A 16,138-nucleotide genomic window follows, 5' to 3' on the forward strand; every position below is an offset into this window, starting at 1 on the left:
ATTGTAGATTTAGTTTATAACAATATTAAACCTTTACCATAGTAAAGCGTTTACAAATATAAAATTTGGAGTTTACCTTGCAACATAAAGCTTATCATCCTGAGCATGCCGTAATCGGCAGCACAACGCCATTAGAAATTTCTGCTAATCATGCCGTCAATGGGCATTCTATCCGTGAGATCCCAGAAAATATGCAAATTGCTTATTTTGCCATGGGCTGCTTTTGGGGCGTTGAACGCCTATTTTGGCAACAACCCGGTGTTTATAGCACAAGTGCCGGTTATAGCGGTGGTGTAACAGAAAATCCCACCTATGAGCAAGTTTGCCAAGGCCGTACCGGTCATGCAGAGGTCGTTCGTGTGGTATTTGATCCTACCCTTATCAGCTATCAACAATTATTGGCTATTTTTTGGGAGAATCATGACCCTTCCCAAGGCATGCGCCAAGGTAATGATATTGGTAGCCAATATCGCTCGGCCATTTATACCCTAACCCCTGAGCAATATGCACAAGCTATTGAGTCAAAACAACGTTATCAACAAGCTATCAATAGTGAAGGGGCACATAAAGAGATCACCACTGAAATACAACCTGCCGGACCTTTCTATTTTGCTGAAGATTATCATCAGCAATACCTATTTAAAAACCCTCAAGGTTATTGTGGACTTGGTGGCATTGGTATCTGTTTTCCACCGGCAAACTAACACTAGCAGAAAATAGCAGGGCGATGATATAATTACGCCCTCTTATCTATCTTTGTGTCTATTTTTATAAAATAGTCTATCACAATATATTGATTTATCTTCGATTATTAACACTCAAGTATTACCCTCTGGATTTAATACTCTGGGTGATGTGAGCCTTATATGCTTAATAGTTTACTCATTGTGCTTTTGCTGTGTGCCATTAGCGCCTTTTTTTCGCTGTCTGAAATATCACTGGCGGCCTCCCGTCGTATTAAACTCAAACAGTTGGTTGACGAAGGAAATATTAACGCCGCTCGTGTATTAAAAATGCAAGAAACCCCCGGTATGTTTTTTACCGTGGTACAAATTGGTCTTAACGCCGTTGCCATTTTGGCGGGTATTGTCGGTGAATCTGCTTTTTCCCCCGCATTAAAAGATCTCTTTTCCCGCTTTTTAGAAGCACCTCTCGCGCAACAATTAGGATCGGTCTGTTCATTTATTATCGTCACATCGATGTTTATTCTGCTTGCCGATTTAACTCCTAAACGTATCGGCATGATCAAGCCAGAAGTCATTGCACTGAAAATTGTTAATCCTATGCGTTTTTGTCTCGCCTTATTCCGCCCTTTCGTTTGGTTGTTTAATGGCATGGCAGATCTTATCTTTAAACTATTTAAAATCCCGATGGTAAGAAATGAAGATATTACATCTGATGATATCTTTGCGATTGTCGAAGCCGGTGCAGTAGCGGGGGTATTACGTAAACAAGAGCACGAATTAATTGAAAATGTGTTTGAATTAGAATCACGTACCGTACCATCAGCCATGACACCACGTGAAGATGTTGTCTACTTTGATCGCGAAGAGACAGAAGAAGATATTAAGCATAAAATTGCCACTCAGCCCCACTCTAAATTCTTAGTTTGTGAAGGGGATATTGACCATATTATTGGTTATGTAGATTCAAAAGAGCTACTCAACCGTGTGATCAATGGGCAAAGTCTTAACCTCAAAGAAGGCGTGCATATCCGTAAAGCCCTTATTATTCCGGATACCTTAACTTTATCTGACATGCTAGAAAGCTTTAAAACCTCAGGGGAAGATTTTGCCATTATTCTCAATGAATATGCGATGGTGATGGGCGTTATCACCTTAAATGACGTGATGACCACTTTAATGGGCGATCTGATTGGCCCGGGTCAAGAAGAGCAAATCGTCAGTCGTGATGAGCATTCATGGTTGGTTGAAGGTGGAACACCTATTGATGATGTTATGCGGGCATTAGATATTGATGATTTCCCGGATTCTAGCAATTACGAAACCATTGCTGGGTTTATGATGTTCCGTTTGCGTAAGATCCCCAAACGTACTGACTATGTGAAGTTCGCAGGTTATAAATTTGAAGTGGTGGATATTGATAACTATAAAATTGATCAACTGCTTGTCACTAAAATTGATGATATTCCGCCAGTAAAACCGGTTTTGCAAGAAGCAATACCTGCTCCTCAAACAACGACAGAAGTGCCTTTTGAGCACGAAGAGCATAAAGCCTAAATCAACTGGTAACAAACTGAAATTAATAACTGAGTCTTATCGTAAAAGCACAAGATATAGACTCAGTTATCTATCAGATAAAAGTTAGCCCATTTCAGCTTTGAGTAAAACCACCTGCTGGTTAACTTCACTCATCACATTAAAATGCAGCTTATCTTTTATTTTCGGCAATAAAATTTTACCGTAATCGAACTCAAATGCGCCCATTCCTTTGATATAAAACCGTCCACGAAATAACGTCTTAACGTAGAGAGCAATTTTTTCTGGGTTATAGCGATTGAAGATCTTCATCTTTCAGTTAGTCTCCCATGCTCAGTTGTGAATTTAATCAGTCATAAAGACCGATCTTTATATACCAAATTTAAAGACCTAATTATAAGTACTAGGTTCCATTTATTTAAATTTCTTATCTATTTTTACACTTATTGACAGTAAAGAAGATAAATCGAGAGTGTGAATACTTTATCTTACACCCTATATGTTAAAAAAATGTATCAACAATGAGGTATTATTCTTTTTTAGCCTCTATGCTTAAATAGCCGATAAAGTCGAATTGAATAATAGGACAATAACGATGCACAAAATAACCTTGGCTGCACTTTTGCTTAGCACATCTACATGGGTATTTGCCCATAATATTACTGAAGATACCCTACTACCGGCGATCTCTGTGAGTGACAAAGGGGAGCTTCTTTATGATGGTGCCAAAGATAAATTTAGCTATCAAAATTGGAATAGCGGACTACTTAGTGGCAAAGTACGCACAATTCAACATATCGCTGGACGCAGTAAGGCTAAAGAGATGAATGCGCCACTGATTGAAGCCATCAAACAAGCCAAATTTCCACAAAATAGTTATCAGACAACCACTATCATCAATACTGATGATGCTATCTTTGGTACTGGGCCTTTTGTTCGCGGTAGTGTTGAAGACAGTAAAAAAGAGTTTCCTTGGTCACAATTTATTGTTGATGCTGATGGTGTAGCGCAAAAAGGTTGGGGACTAGAAAAAGAGAGTTCAGCAATTATTGTGCTGGATAAACAAGGAAAAGTTCGTTTTGTCAAAGAAGGTGTATTAAGTGGTGCAGAAATAACTTCCGCCATTAACCTTATCAATGACTTAATTAAAGAATAGTATTTAAATTATCTGTATCGGAGCCCTTTAAACTTAAGGGCTCTGCTCTCGTTATCATTAGAAAATAGAGACTCTAAAACCAGGATTTATCAGTGATTCTCTCGGTGAATAATCAAGTGTCACCCCTTTCCAATCGGTAACATGTGCCCCTGCGGCTATCGCAATGGCGTGTCCTGCTGCAGTATCCCATGTATGAGTAGGTCCAAAACGCGGATAAAGCTGAGCTTTTCCTTCCGCCACTAGACAAAATTTTAATGAAGATCCAACAGCCACCGTTTGGTGCTCACCCAATTGCGATAAATATTCTTTTAATTCATCATCTTGATGAGAACGACTAATAACAATCACGGGGGGGTCAGCACGGCTGACTTTTATTGGTAAACGCTGACCACAGGTTTCTTTCCATGCCTGTTTATTGGCTGCTGAGTAGAGAATATTTTGTACTGGTGCATACACAACGCCTAATACCGGTACACCCTGTTCAATCAACGCAATATTAACCGTAAACTCACCATTTTTATTGATAAACTCTTTGGTACCATCGAGGGGATCAATCAGCCAATAACGTTGCCAATGGCGACGTTCTTCCCACGCAGGAGGATCTTCTTCAGATAATTGAGGAATATCTGGCGCAATACTGGCAAGTCCTTGCTTAATAATTTGATGGGCGGCTAAATCTGCTGCAGTAACCGGTGAATGGTCACTCTTTTCCTGTACTTCAATTGGCGCTGATTGTTGATAAATTTGCATTATCGCCTGACCCGCTTGGCGGGCTAATTCGCTGACTTGTTCTAACATAATGCACCTCACTTATTTTTATAAGAATGGTACTCACTCTTATAAAAATCAATTATCTTGCACTCTCTTTACTCTAGTATAGAGACAAAAATAGCCGGAAAAAACCGGCTATAGTGTTATTTTTTGCAGAAGAAGAAATTATAAAATTTCTAATAGTTCTACTTCGAAAACTAATGTTGCAAAAGGAGGAATAGCCGCCCCCGCGCCACGTTCACCATAAGCTAATTGGTAAGGAATATATAATTCCCATTTAGAGCCTACTGGCATCAAGGTTAATGCTTCAATCCATCCTGCAATCACCCCATTAACAGGGAATTCTGCAGGCTGACCACGCTGTACTGAGCTATCAAATACCGTACCATCGATTAAACGACCAGTATAATGCACACGAACATGATCAGTACGAGCTGGAATAGCGCCATCTCCTGCTTTCAGTACTTTGTACTGTAAACCAGATTCAGTAACCTGCACGCCTTCTTTTTTTACATTTTCTGCTAAGAATACTTTACCTGCTTCTGCCAGTGCCGCTTGACGCTCTTGACGAACAGCTTCAGCACGCTCATGCATAGTACGTAAAGCATTGTGTAACGTTTCAACAGGTACAGAAGGAGTATTGCCTTCTAACGCGTCAGTCAAGCCGGCAAGCAGTGCTGCTGGCTCTAATCCTTGAAGACCTGATTCAGTCAGTTGTTGGCCGACTTGCAGACCAATACCGTAACTTGCCTGCGATTCAATAGAATCAAATGATGGTTTTGACATGAAAAAATACCTGTTTTTATGAAAGTTAGTGCCAAGAATAACAGTGGTAAGCTAGAGCGTAAACCTCCCGTCTTGGCTAATCGCGATTATTCGTCGAAAACGCCATCAATTTGCGCTATTTGTCATGGATTTTGACCTTTCTTGACGATATTTTTCAGACTTTTTTTCACAAGCCTCTCACACAAGCATATAATTAAAGACAAGGTAGCTCTGTTAACCCAGCGCTCAATATCAATATATATGTTCAGAGAGGTACGAAGTGAAAATAACTGACAATCCCTATTTCCGTGAACAAGGATATATTGACGGTATTTGGTGTGATGCAAAAAGCAAAGACACGGTTGAAGTGATTGATCCTGCAACAAATCAGCCCATTGGTACTGTGCCGAATATGGCAACAGAAGAAGCCAAAGCGGCTGTTGATGCAGCCGCCAAAGCATTACCGACATGGCGTGCGTTAACCGCACATCAAAGAAGCACTTTACTGCAACGCTGGTTCCAACTGATACAGGATAACAAGCGTCAACTTGCAGAACTGATGACGTTTGAACAAGGTAAACCCGTTGCCGAAGCTGAAGGCGAAATCACCTACGCAGCCTCATTTATTGAGTGGTTTGCTGAGCAAGGTAAAAGAACCAACGGTGAAATTATCCCCTCCCCTTCATCAGATAAGCGTCTAATGGTGATCAAACAAGGGATTGGTGTTTGTGCGGCTATCACACCTTGGAACTTCCCTGCTGCCATGATCACCCGTAAAGCAGCCCCAGCATTAGCCGCGGGGTGTACTATGGTGATAAAACCTGCCAACGAAACCCCTTATACAGCCCTTGCGTTAGCTGAATTAGCCGCGCAAGCAGGAATACCTGCCGGTGTTATTAATATTGTCACCGGTGATGCAGTTAAAATCGGTGAAGTGTTCACATCAGACAACCGCGTGCGTAAATTAAGTTTTACTGGCTCTACAGGGGTTGGCCGTTTATTAATGCGCCAATGTGCTGACAGTGTGAAAAAAGTCTCACTGGAGCTAGGGGGAAATGCGCCATTTATTGTCTTTAATGACGCCGATATTGAGAAAGCGGTTGCAGGTGCTATGGGGGCGAAATTCCGTAACGCCGGACAGACTTGCGTGTGTGCAAATCGTTTTTATATCCATAAAGATGTATATCAACAATTTAGTGGACGCTTTGTTGCTGAGGTTAAAAAACTAAAAGTCGGTAATGGCTTTACCGAAGGCGTGACTATTGGGCCTCTTATTAATCATAAGGCGGTAGAAAAATCACAATCACTCCTTGCTGATACCTTACAACGCGGTGCGACACTGCTATGTGGTGGTGAAAGAGATAAAGCAGGTGAAAATTTCTTTCAGCCTACCGTGGTCGGTAATGTGCCTGCTGATAGTCATATTCTTGAAGAAGAGATCTTTGGCCCCGTGGCACCTTTAGTCATTTTTGACAATGAAGAAGAAGTAGTACATCTAGCCAATAATACCATCTATGGCTTAGCCGCTTATTTCTACAGTGAAGATCCACAACGTATTTGGCGTGTGGCTGAAAATCTAGAATATGGCATGGTCGGTATTAACACAGGTCTAATTTCTAATGAAGTGGCTCCTTTCGGTGGTATAAAGCAGTCTGGCTTAGGTCGTGAAGGCTCTGAGCATGGTATTGAGGACTATATGGAAATGAAATACCTCTGCCAAGGCCTGTAAACGAGGCCACTGATTAACAGTAAAAGTCATCGCAAGGACGCGATTGCTTTTTGCAACCATTATCTTTCATTAAATAAACAATACCCTCGATAAATATCAAGGGTATTGATGTCAGCCCAATAGGTTATTTCTTCACTTTAATTAGTGATAAAGCATTTCATGAATAATATCTTCCCCTTTCATTGAATAAGGGTAATAGGTTGGCCAATTAGTTAGCTCTTTAAGTAATTCATCTTGTGAACTATTTCCCATATATAGATGAAAATGCTGTGCTTTTTCTGGTGCAATAATATGATCGCTAAACTGAATAAACCGTGGAGCTTGGCTGTTGGCATCGTCACATCTAAACAGATAGCGAACACCTTTTTTACCCGATTGATAATGTAGAATACGATAACCATCATAGTGATATTCACAGCTATCGACTTTATCACCACGATGAAACTCTACGATATTATTCTCAATACCAATCATATCAACATCGGTTTTATAGCCTTGTGTATAGTAAGCTCGATATTGTTCTACTGTTTTATCTTGCTTCGTCTCCGCTTTCTTTTGCAAAACGATATCTAATTCGCCACTACGCAGATAGGGCTCAACAGATTGCCATACGCCATCCCAATCGCTTAATGAGCGATTGAGAACGTCCTTGTCCTCAAAAATCCCATTCGCAGCATCTATTTGTGCTTGTGTGCGTACTTTTTCATGATGATGTCCATGTGCCAAAACAGACATAGCACTACCTAAAAAACCCATAATCAAAAGACAAGAAAGGATTGGTTTTTGCATAGGTTACCCCTGAACGGCTTTAAAACGTGGATTTGATTTGCAAATTACATACAGACGTCCACGACGGCGTACCACTTTACAATCAGGGTGGCGCAGCTTCGCACTCTTTAATGAACTTAATACTTGCATTTTTTCTTCCCTAATTAACAAATCGGCCAAAACGCTTATTAAAGCGTGCCACATTACCTTCTTGAGAATGTGTTTTTTGTTTACCGGTATAAAATGGATGAGACTGAGAAGAGACATCTAAAGTGACATAAGGATAGCGTTGCCCCTCATACTCAATAGTTTTATCAGTTTGAATGGTTGATCCCACTTTAAAATAAGCATCTACGCTAGTGTCATGGAAAATGACAGTACGATATTGTGGATGAATATTTTCTTTCATACTCGCCCTCTTTATGTAATGTTATAATATAACAATATTGAGTTGCGATAATGTAGCGCCTTTTTATTTTAATGGCTAGTTTTTTTGATCATTTTTTTTATATACCTATTAGTGATAGTGGCATCTCTACATGTTGCAAGGGGTGAGGCAACATAGAACATTTGATTAAGCAGAGTAAGTCTATTAAACAAATAAATGCTAAACATTCGCCACATAATGCCGTTGAATAAATAACACTCAGTATTCTTCTGTCTCGCTTAATCGCACAACTATAGGTGATTAAGCATCGGGTGCTTTTGGTAACACCTTCAAGGACGTAATCAAATTAAAGAGATAATTCTGAAAAGAATTCAGGGAGCAGGTAAGGATCATGGTTCGTGCTAGTATGGCAACAAGAAATAAAAAAGAGGTTACAATTAGTGATAGTGATTCACAGTTCAATCATGAGGTGAATATGGGCAAATTCCCAGGCTTACATCGTCGAGCAATCGTTGTTATTGCCATTATTTTGTTAGTCGTTTTTTTCTGGCCAACAAGTGAAAATACCACCCCACCTCAACCCTCATCTTCGACACAAGATCTTCCTGTGCCTGTAGCACCTTCTGTCTCAAATGAAACACAAAATGTCCCTAATACACTACCACCAGCACAAGATAGTCTAAATGCTGAGCAAGAGACAGAAGACTTACCAGAAGAAGGTGAAGCCAATAATACCAATGACAATACGCCAGTAAACACAACGCCTCAAGCACCGTCAACTGCGACTGATAATTGGCAAACTTATACTATTAAAGAGGGGCAAACCCTTGCACAACTATTTAGAGATAATCAGTTGCTTGTCAATGATGCGTTTACTATGGCGAAATCAGAAGGCCCACAAAAACCGTTAAGCCAGTTACGCGCCGGACAAACCATTCGTTTACAACGAGGTTCACAAGGTGAAGTGAGTATGCTTGAAGTGACTGACAATACCGGTACTGTTATTACCTTCACTCGGCTAAGTGATGGTAGTTATTATCGTACGCCATAGTGTCAACAAGCGGTGTGGAGAAATAGAGCAAATAACCTATATAAAAAACGCCAGCTAAGCTGGCGTTTTTCTATCAACATAACTGTTTAATCTAATGATTATTCAGCAACGATGATTACATTCAGTTCAGCGAATACGTCACTGTGAACTTGGAAGTGAACTTCGTGGTCACCAGTTGTACGCAGAACGCCGTTTGGCAGGCGAACTTCGCTCTTACAAATTTCAACGCCAGCTGCAGTTACTGCATCAGCGATGTCACGTGTACCGATTGAACCAAACAGTTTACCTTCGTCACCCGCTTTAGAGCTGATAGTGACAGAACCCAGCGCAGTGATTTTCGCTGCACGAGCTTCAGCTGCTGCTAAAGTTTCAGCTAATTTAGCTTCTAACTCAGCACGACGCGCTTCGAAAAACTCGATGTTTTTCTTAGTCGCAGAAACAGCTTTACCCTGTGGGATTAAATAGTTACGAGCATAGCCCGATTTTACGTTAACCTGATCACCCAGGCTACCCAGATTCGCTACTTTATCAAGCAGAATAATTTGCATTACCTTATCCTCTACAAGTCATTAATGGACTATATAATACCTATTACTGATGACGATCAGTATAAGGTAATAAAGACAGGTAGCGCGCGCGCTTGATAGCACGAGCCAGCTGACGCTGGTATTTTGCACGAGTACCGGTGATACGGCTTGGTACAATTTTACCACTTTCAGTGATATAGTTTTTCAGCGTAGCGATGTCTTTATAATCAATCTCTTGTACGCCTTCCGCTGTGAAACGGCAGAACTTACGACGACGGAAATAACGTGCCATATGGCTAGTCTCCAGAATCTATCAATTCAATCTGTTCGGCATGCAATACCAGTTTAAACAATCCATTTCTCGCCTGATGGCTACTAATGAATCCTGAAACGGTAACTTTGCTACCGACCGTTATACTGTGAGTATCAGTTTGTAACGCTTTCCCACTGGCAATAATGGGCATTCTGCACCATGATTGTCTTTTTAATCCCGCTTCTTCTTGTGTTGAACGATGCTCAATCACAAATTGGCAATGCGGGATCCCAGCAGGGCTAACTTTTCGTATCAATGCTTTGCACACAGTGCCTGTTAGCACTAATCGATTAGCCGTCACAACACTAATTACTCTTCAGAATCCTCTGCTACATCATCAACTTCTTCTTCATCAAGATCTTCAGCAACATCGCGACGACGTTCGTCTTTTGCTTTAACCATTGGTGAAGCTTCAGTCACTGCGTGTTTAGTACGCATGATCATGTTGCGGAGCACGGCATCATTGAAGCGGAAAGTAGTTTCCAGTTCATCAATCACTTCTTGCGGAGCTTCAACGTTCATCAGAACGTAGTGTGCTTTGTGCAGTTTGTTGATTGGATAAGCCAGTTGACGACGACCCCAGTCTTCGAGACGGTGGATCTGACCATTAGCATTAGTGATAGCGGTTTTATAACGTTCGATCATACCAGGAACTTGTTCGCTCTGGTCTGGGTGAACCATAAAAACGATTTCGTAATGACGCATTTGATATTGCTCCTTACGGATTTATCAGCCTCCTGTCAGGGTCAGTCACCACCCATGGAGGCAAGGAACTTGTTTAAGTGTGACTGAAAAAATTGACGCGTAACTATACCCCCCCACGCAATAAAACTCAAGGGAGGAAGAGAATAAAATACGCGCAGTGTTATTTTACAGAAATACGCTGACGCATTGCTTCAAATAAACAAACTCCGGTTGCCACGGAGACATTTAATGAAGAGACTGAGCCTGCCATAGGAATACTGATTAACTCATCACAATGTTCGCGGGTTAAACGGCGCATTCCTTCACCTTCAGCCCCCATAACCAAAGCTAAAGGCCCTGTGAGTTTGCTTTGATATAATGTATGATCCGCTTCCCCCGCGGTGCCAACAATCCAGATGTTCTCTTCTTGTAGTAAGCGTAAAGTACGTGCCAGATTGGTTACACGGATCAAAGGTACGCTTTCTGCAGCACCACAAGCGACTTTTTTCGCCGTGGCATTTAATTGAGCTGAGCGATCTTTTGGTACAATGACTGCGTGAACACCAGCCGCATCAGCACTACGTAAGCATGCCCCTAAGTTGTGTGGATCAGTCACACCATCTAACACTAATAGAAAAGGTGTACCTACTTCAGCTAATAAGTCCGGTAAATCTTGTTCTTGGTACTGACGACTAGGTTTTACCTTAGCAATTATCCCTTGGTGAACCGCACCTTCAGTTTGATTATCTAACCATTGGCGATTAGCAACTTGAACTAAGATCCCTTGTTCTTCCAGCGCATGGATCACCGGCATTAAACGACGATCTTCGCGTCCTTTTAACACATAAACTTCTTTAAAACGTGTCGGATCACGCTCAAGCAGTGCTTTTACTGCGTGAATACCATAAATAATATCTTCGCTCATAGCGGTTGTTACTCGTTAAAAAATAAAAGGCACAATAACAGATAAAAGGCGGAAAATCCGCCTTTTTAATAGGAGTCAAACAGTGAATGACTTCGTTGTATAACTACGCTTTAGTGCGTTTCGCCGCACGTTTGGCTTTTAATTTCGCCTCTATCTTTTTGGTTTGTGCAGAGGCTTTTTTACGTTTAGTACTCGCCTTATCCTTCGCAATTTTCTCTTTAATGACTTTATCTTTACTCTGTTTTTCTTTACTTGATTTACCTTTCTTAAAGGCACTATCAGGTTCAAAGTTTTTGTCTTTGCTGGCATCACGACGACGAGACTTACTACTGCTCGCATTTTTCTTGTCTTTTCCCCCTTTTAACGCACGAACACGTGCTGTTTTCCCGGGGTTACGTGCTTTACGTGTTGTTGAAATCAATGAGAAGTCAATAGTACGTTCATCCATACTGACCGCTTCAACTTTCACTTCAACTTCATCACCCAGACGATATACCTGACCTGATGACTCACCAATTAAACGTTGTCCAACATTATCAAATTGATAGTAATCATTATTTAATGTGGATACATGAACAAGACCATCAATAAATAGATCGTTTAAGCGCACAAAGAAACCGAAACCAGTGACACTGGTAATAATACCGGTAAATTGCTGACCAATTTGATCAAGCATGAAATCACATTTCAGCCAATCAGCCACATCACGGGTTGCTTCATCCGCCCGACGTTCAGTTAAAGAGCAGTGCTCCCCTAATTGAAGCATGGTATCCATATCACTATGATAGCCCCCCGTTGGGGTCCAGCGTTGTGAGCCATGGCCTTGCTGTTTCGCTATCTGGTATTTAATAGCGCGATGTAATGCTAAGTCAGGATAACGACGGATGGGGGAAGTGAAGTGAGCATAAGATTTTAATGCTAAACCAAAGTGACCTCGATTTTCAGGATCGTAAATCGCCTGTTTCATGGAGCGCAATACCATGGTTTGTAGCATTTCGTGATCTGGACGCTCTTCGACTTCTTTCATGACTCGCGCATAATCGCCTGGCTCCGGTGTTAATCCTCCCGGTAATGTTAAACCCAGTTCATTAAATACCGAACGTAAATTCATTACGCTCTCTTCTTTGGGTTTATCATGCACACGATATAACGCAGGCTCTTCATTTTTCTCAACAAAACGCGCCGCCGCAATATTGGCTAAAATCATGCACTCTTCAATTAATTTATGTGCATCATTACGTACAACCGGTTCGATACGATCGATACGACGTTCTGCATTGAAAATAAATTTCGCTTCTTCCGATTCAAAACCAATGGCACCACGCTGTTCACGCGCCTTATCGAGAGCTTGATATAGCTCATAAAGGTGCTCAATATCTTTTACGATCGGTTGGTAGTGCTCACGTAACTCTTCATCACCTTGAATGATTTTCCATACTTTGGTGTAAGTCATTCGCGCGTGAGAGCTCATTACGGCTTCATAGAATTTATAAGATGAAAGGCGCCCCTGCTCAGAAACGGTCATTTCACAAACCATACATAAACGGTCGACTTGTGGATTTAATGAACATAATCCATTCGACAGTACTTCTGGCAGCATAGGGACAACTTGAGATGGGAAATAGACCGAATTGCCTCGGCTACGCGCTTCTGTGTCTAATGCAGTTTGAGGGCGTACATAATAGCTCACATCTGCAATTGCTACCCATAAACGCCAGCCCCCGCCTTTTTTACGCTGGCAATAAACAGCATCATCAAAGTCTCGCGCATCTTCACCATCAATGGTAATTAAAGGGAGATCACGCAAATCAACGCGGCCTTGTTTCGCTGACTCTGGCACATCTTCTTTTAAATCAGCGATTTCTTTTTCTACTTTAGGTGGCCAAGTATGAGGAATTTCATGGGTGCGTAGTGCAATTTCTACCGCAATTCCCGTCCCCATAGTTTCACCTAAAATTTCAACAATGCGTCCTACCGCTTGAGTACGCCGTGTTGGTCTTGTGGTAACTTCAACCACCACCACATTCCCCATACGTGCGCCCATGATATCTTCTTTAGGGATAAGAATATCAAAACTTAAACGGCTATCGTCAGGTACCACAAATCCCATACCTGACTCAATAAAATAGCGCCCAACAATTTGGCTGTTTCTGGGTTCAAGAACACGAACGACGCGACCTTCTCGACGCCCTTTTCTATCCATGCCTAGGGGTTGCGCTAAAATCACATCACCATGCATGGTTTTTTTCATTTCATCTTGTGAAAGATAGAGATCATCCTTTTGGCCTTCCGCACGTAAAAAACCATAGCCGTCACGGTGACCGATAACTTTACCTTTCCAAAGATCGAGGCGTTCAGGTAAGGCATAACACTGACGTCGAGTAAAAACTAACTGACCATCTCGTTCCATAGCCCGTAAACGACGACGTAATGCTTCCAGATTTTCTTCACCTGAAATTTTCAATGCCTGCGCGATATCTTCACGGCTCATCGGGGCCGGGCGTTTCTTCATTTCTTCTAAAATAAATTCACGACTAGCAATTGGAGAGGCGTATTTTTCGGCTTCTCTATCCTGAAAAGGATCTTTGGACATTATGACCTCCAAGCTATCAGAATGATGAAATTGTCGACTCAAACATCTTCTAATAACAATTTATATAAGGGGCTGTTGTTTTCTACCAATTCAGCCAGTGTATGACGGTCTAGCTCTTTCAAAAACTGTTCTATCGCTTGATTTAATACAAGTTTTAATCGACAAGCTGGGGTGATATGACAAAACTCAGCACTACAGTTAACCAGTGAAAGCGGCTCTAAAGCACGAACGACCTCGCCGACAATAATATCAGCGGCAGGTTTACCTAAGCGTATACCACCATTTTTTCCACGTATCGCTTCGACAAATCCCATATGACTTAGCTGATTAATAATCTTAACCATATGATTACGTGACACACCATAGACCTGCGTCACTTCGGTGATGCTCGTCATTTTGCCTTCTGGCAATGAAGCCATATATATCAATGCCCGCAATCCATAATCTGTAAAACTGGTTAATTGCACAATGACCTCTGAAAAGTAAAACTCCCAGTTAAAGAAGTTAAAGGATAAATAATGAGTAATGAGAATATCATTTTATTAAGCAATATTATGTTTAATTTTTGGACATTTAGCAAAGATATACTCAAAAGTCCGCGCTTTTAGGCTTACTCACCACAACCATTAAAATAATAGCGATATCACAGGCAAAGAAAAAGCGATCCTGTCGCTTTTCAACAGATCGCTTCTCTTAGTTGACAACAAAATAACGTTATCTTATTTCACTTCTGACCATAGCCCTAAAACAAAAACGCAACCGAGCGGGAAACTGTTTCTCGTTTTATTGCTAATCAACATAGTGGCTCAGTTCGGCTTTGTTACAGATGCGAAAAAATCGCCCCTGTCATTTTCAGGGACGATTTTCACATCAAACCAATTAATACAATAAATTATGCATCAAATGGATGACGGAGAATAATCGTTTCTGAACGATCTGGACCTGTAGAAACGATATCAACAGGCACACCAGTTAACTCTTCAACGCGTTTAATATAATTTAACGCGGCTTGTGGTAACTGTGCTTTATCTTTTACGCCGAAAGTGCTTTCGTTCCAGCCAGGCATAGATTCATAAATAGGCTCAATACCTTCCCAATCATCTGCTGCTAATGGTGTAGTTTCAATCACTTCGCCATTTGGTAAGCGATAACCTACACACACTTTAACTTCTTTCAGACCATCTAAGACATCAAGTTTGGTCATGCAGAAGCCTGACAATGAGTTGATTTGAACAGCACGGCGGATAGCAATAATATCTAACCAACCAGTACGGCGACTACGACCTGTTGTTGCACCGAACTCTTGGCCTTTTTCACGCAGGAAATCGCCCGTTTCGTCAAATAATTCTGTAGGGAATGGACCTGCACCAACACGGGTAGAATAGGCTTTAATGATACCTAATACATAACCAACATAACGAGGACCTAAGCCGGAACCTGTTGCAACACCACCTGCGGTGGTATTTGAAGAGGTGACATACGGATAAGTACCGTGATCGATATCTAATAGAGTACCTTGCGCCCCTTCAAACATCACTAACTCACCTTTTTGTGTTGCTTTGTAAAGTAAGTCAGAAACGTCAACAACCATCCCAGTTAAGATATCAGCGATCGCCATGATATCGTCTAAGGTTTTTTGGTAATCAACAGGCTCAACTTTGTAATAATTAACCAGTTGGAAATTATGGTATTCGATGATCTCTTTAAGCTTCTGAGCGAATGCTTTTTTATCAAATAGATCACCAACACGTAAACCACGGCGTGCGACTTTATCTTCATAAGCAGGACCAATACCACGACCCGTAGTACCAATCGCTTTCTCACCACGTGCTTTTTCACGGGCGTTATCTAATGCAATGTGATAAGGCAGAATTAATGGGCAAGCTTCTGACAGCAGTAGACGTGAACGAACAGGAATACCACGCTCTTCGAGCTGTGTCATTTCTTTCATCAATGCTTCTGGCGATAATACGACACCGTTTGCGATGATGCTGACAACATTTTCACGAAGAATGCCTGATGGGATTAAGTGGAGAACGGTTTTTTCACCGTCAATGACTAGGGTGTGACCTGCGTTATGTCCGCCTTGGTAACGAACAACATACTTAGCACGTTCTGTCAGCAAGTCGACGATCTTGCCTTTGCCTTCGTCACCCCATTGGGTGCCTAATACGACAACGTTATTACTCATTTCAAAATACACTCGGTTGCTTAAAAAAGGATTCTACCATCTCAATTCAAGAGTTACA

General features: G+C 41.4%; 19 protein-coding genes. 5 read left to right on the forward strand and 14 right to left on the reverse strand.

What is annotated here, in order from left to right; genetic code table 11:
* The first annotated feature begins 77 nt into the window (after positions 1 to 77).
* Together msrA and GWI58_RS03060 are read left to right on the forward strand one after the other, a co-directional pair.
* On the forward strand, positions 78 to 704 hold the full coding sequence (gene msrA, locus GWI58_RS03055; RefSeq protein ID WP_004249614.1) for a peptide-methionine (S)-S-oxide reductase MsrA: 627 nt from the start codon (positions 78 to 80) through the stop codon (positions 702 to 704).
* Positions 705 to 866: 162 nt separating this feature from the next.
* Positions 867 to 2,240 carry a hemolysin family protein gene (locus tag GWI58_RS03060; RefSeq protein WP_161768888.1) on the forward strand — a complete coding sequence of 458 codons (1,374 nt, stop codon included), beginning with the start codon at positions 867 to 869 and terminating at the stop codon, positions 2,238 to 2,240.
* An 84-nt stretch (positions 2,241 to 2,324) separates the two neighbouring features.
* Here GWI58_RS03060 and GWI58_RS03065 read toward each other — a convergent pair whose 3' ends face one another.
* Positions 2,325 to 2,531, reverse strand: coding sequence for a DUF1107 domain-containing protein (locus GWI58_RS03065; protein WP_004246270.1), 207 nt, complete (start codon positions 2,529 to 2,531; stop codon positions 2,325 to 2,327).
* Between the two features lie 283 nt (positions 2,532 to 2,814).
* Between GWI58_RS03065 and GWI58_RS03070 the strand changes: the two genes are divergently transcribed.
* Complete coding sequence (locus tag GWI58_RS03070; protein WP_017827590.1) at positions 2,815 to 3,375, forward strand: YtfJ family protein; 561 nt, start codon at positions 2,815 to 2,817, stop codon at positions 3,373 to 3,375.
* Between the two features lie 57 nt (positions 3,376 to 3,432).
* Here GWI58_RS03070 and cysQ read toward each other — a convergent pair whose 3' ends face one another.
* Positions 3,433 to 4,173: a 3'(2'),5'-bisphosphate nucleotidase CysQ gene (gene cysQ / locus GWI58_RS03075; RefSeq protein WP_074924327.1), complete on the reverse strand. Its 741-nt coding sequence runs from the start codon at positions 4,171 to 4,173 to the stop codon at positions 3,433 to 3,435.
* A 138-nt stretch (positions 4,174 to 4,311) separates the two neighbouring features.
* The gene (locus GWI58_RS03080) at positions 4,312 to 4,932 is read right to left on the reverse strand and encodes a peptidylprolyl isomerase (protein WP_004246273.1); all 621 of its coding nucleotides are present in this window, start codon (positions 4,930 to 4,932) and stop codon (positions 4,312 to 4,314) included.
* 259 nt (positions 4,933 to 5,191) lie between these two features.
* On the opposite strand from GWI58_RS03080, the gene GWI58_RS03085 reads away from it, so the two are divergent.
* Entirely contained in the window at positions 5,192 to 6,640 is a 1,449-nt protein-coding gene (locus GWI58_RS03085; protein ID WP_161768889.1) for a succinate-semialdehyde dehydrogenase, read from the forward strand.
* A 141-nt stretch (positions 6,641 to 6,781) separates the two neighbouring features.
* Here the strand turns inward: GWI58_RS03085 and zinT are convergent, their stop codons facing one another.
* The 3 genes from zinT to GWI58_RS03100 are packed head-to-tail and all read right to left on the reverse strand — an operon-like array spanning position 6,782 to position 7,817.
* Positions 6,782 to 7,429, reverse strand: a complete 648-nt coding sequence (zinT, locus tag GWI58_RS03090; protein WP_094959722.1) for a metal-binding protein ZinT — start codon at positions 7,427 to 7,429, stop codon at positions 6,782 to 6,784.
* A gap of 3 nt (positions 7,430 to 7,432) precedes the next feature.
* The gene (gene ykgO / locus GWI58_RS03095) at positions 7,433 to 7,558 is read right to left on the reverse strand and encodes a type B 50S ribosomal protein L36 (RefSeq protein ID WP_004246277.1); all 126 of its coding nucleotides are present in this window, start codon (positions 7,556 to 7,558) and stop codon (positions 7,433 to 7,435) included.
* Between the two features lie 10 nt (positions 7,559 to 7,568).
* Complete coding sequence (locus GWI58_RS03100) at positions 7,569 to 7,817, reverse strand: type B 50S ribosomal protein L31 (protein ID WP_004246279.1); 249 nt, start codon at positions 7,815 to 7,817, stop codon at positions 7,569 to 7,571.
* Between the two features lie 370 nt (positions 7,818 to 8,187).
* Here GWI58_RS03100 and GWI58_RS03105 point away from each other — a divergent pair, with 370 nt between their 5' ends.
* Entirely contained in the window at positions 8,188 to 8,847 is a 660-nt protein-coding gene (locus GWI58_RS03105) for a LysM-like peptidoglycan-binding domain-containing protein (protein WP_161768890.1), read from the forward strand.
* Between the two features lie 98 nt (positions 8,848 to 8,945).
* On the opposite strand, the gene rplI is transcribed toward GWI58_RS03105, so the two are convergent.
* The 8 genes from rplI to GWI58_RS03145 all read right to left on the reverse strand — a co-directional run bounded on the left by rplI (position 8,946) and on the right by GWI58_RS03145 (position 16,080).
* Entirely contained in the window at positions 8,946 to 9,395 is a 450-nt protein-coding gene (rplI, locus tag GWI58_RS03110; protein ID WP_004246281.1) for a 50S ribosomal protein L9, read from the reverse strand.
* A 43-nt stretch (positions 9,396 to 9,438) separates the two neighbouring features.
* A complete protein-coding gene (gene rpsR / locus GWI58_RS03115) occupies positions 9,439 to 9,666 on the reverse strand; it encodes a 30S ribosomal protein S18 (RefSeq protein ID WP_000135199.1) in 228 nt (75 codons plus the stop codon).
* 4 nt (positions 9,667 to 9,670) lie between these two features.
* Positions 9,671 to 9,988, reverse strand: a complete 318-nt coding sequence (gene priB, locus GWI58_RS03120) for a primosomal replication protein N (RefSeq protein WP_004246282.1) — start codon at positions 9,986 to 9,988, stop codon at positions 9,671 to 9,673.
* Between the two features lie 8 nt (positions 9,989 to 9,996).
* Positions 9,997 to 10,392, reverse strand: coding sequence for a 30S ribosomal protein S6 (gene rpsF, locus GWI58_RS03125; protein ID WP_004246283.1), 396 nt, complete (start codon positions 10,390 to 10,392; stop codon positions 9,997 to 9,999).
* 160 nt (positions 10,393 to 10,552) lie between these two features.
* Positions 10,553 to 11,284, reverse strand: a complete 732-nt coding sequence (gene rlmB, locus GWI58_RS03130) for a 23S rRNA (guanosine(2251)-2'-O)-methyltransferase RlmB (protein ID WP_170827695.1) — start codon at positions 11,282 to 11,284, stop codon at positions 10,553 to 10,555.
* Positions 11,285 to 11,399: 115 nt separating this feature from the next.
* Positions 11,400 to 13,889 (reverse strand): ribonuclease R, encoded by a 2,490-nt coding sequence (gene rnr, locus GWI58_RS03135; protein ID WP_161768891.1) that lies wholly within the window; start codon positions 13,887 to 13,889, stop codon positions 11,400 to 11,402.
* A gap of 38 nt (positions 13,890 to 13,927) precedes the next feature.
* Positions 13,928 to 14,356, reverse strand: a complete 429-nt coding sequence (nsrR, locus tag GWI58_RS03140) for a nitric oxide-sensing transcriptional repressor NsrR (RefSeq protein WP_004249627.1) — start codon at positions 14,354 to 14,356, stop codon at positions 13,928 to 13,930.
* Positions 14,357 to 14,781: 425 nt separating this feature from the next.
* On the reverse strand, positions 14,782 to 16,080 hold the full coding sequence (locus GWI58_RS03145) for an adenylosuccinate synthase (RefSeq protein ID WP_004249629.1): 1,299 nt from the start codon (positions 16,078 to 16,080) through the stop codon (positions 14,782 to 14,784).
* Positions 16,081 to 16,138 lie beyond the last annotated feature (58 nt).

Source organism: Proteus sp. G2674 (assembly GCF_009915195.1).
Lineage (GTDB): Bacteria > Pseudomonadota > Gammaproteobacteria > Enterobacterales > Enterobacteriaceae > Proteus > Proteus mirabilis.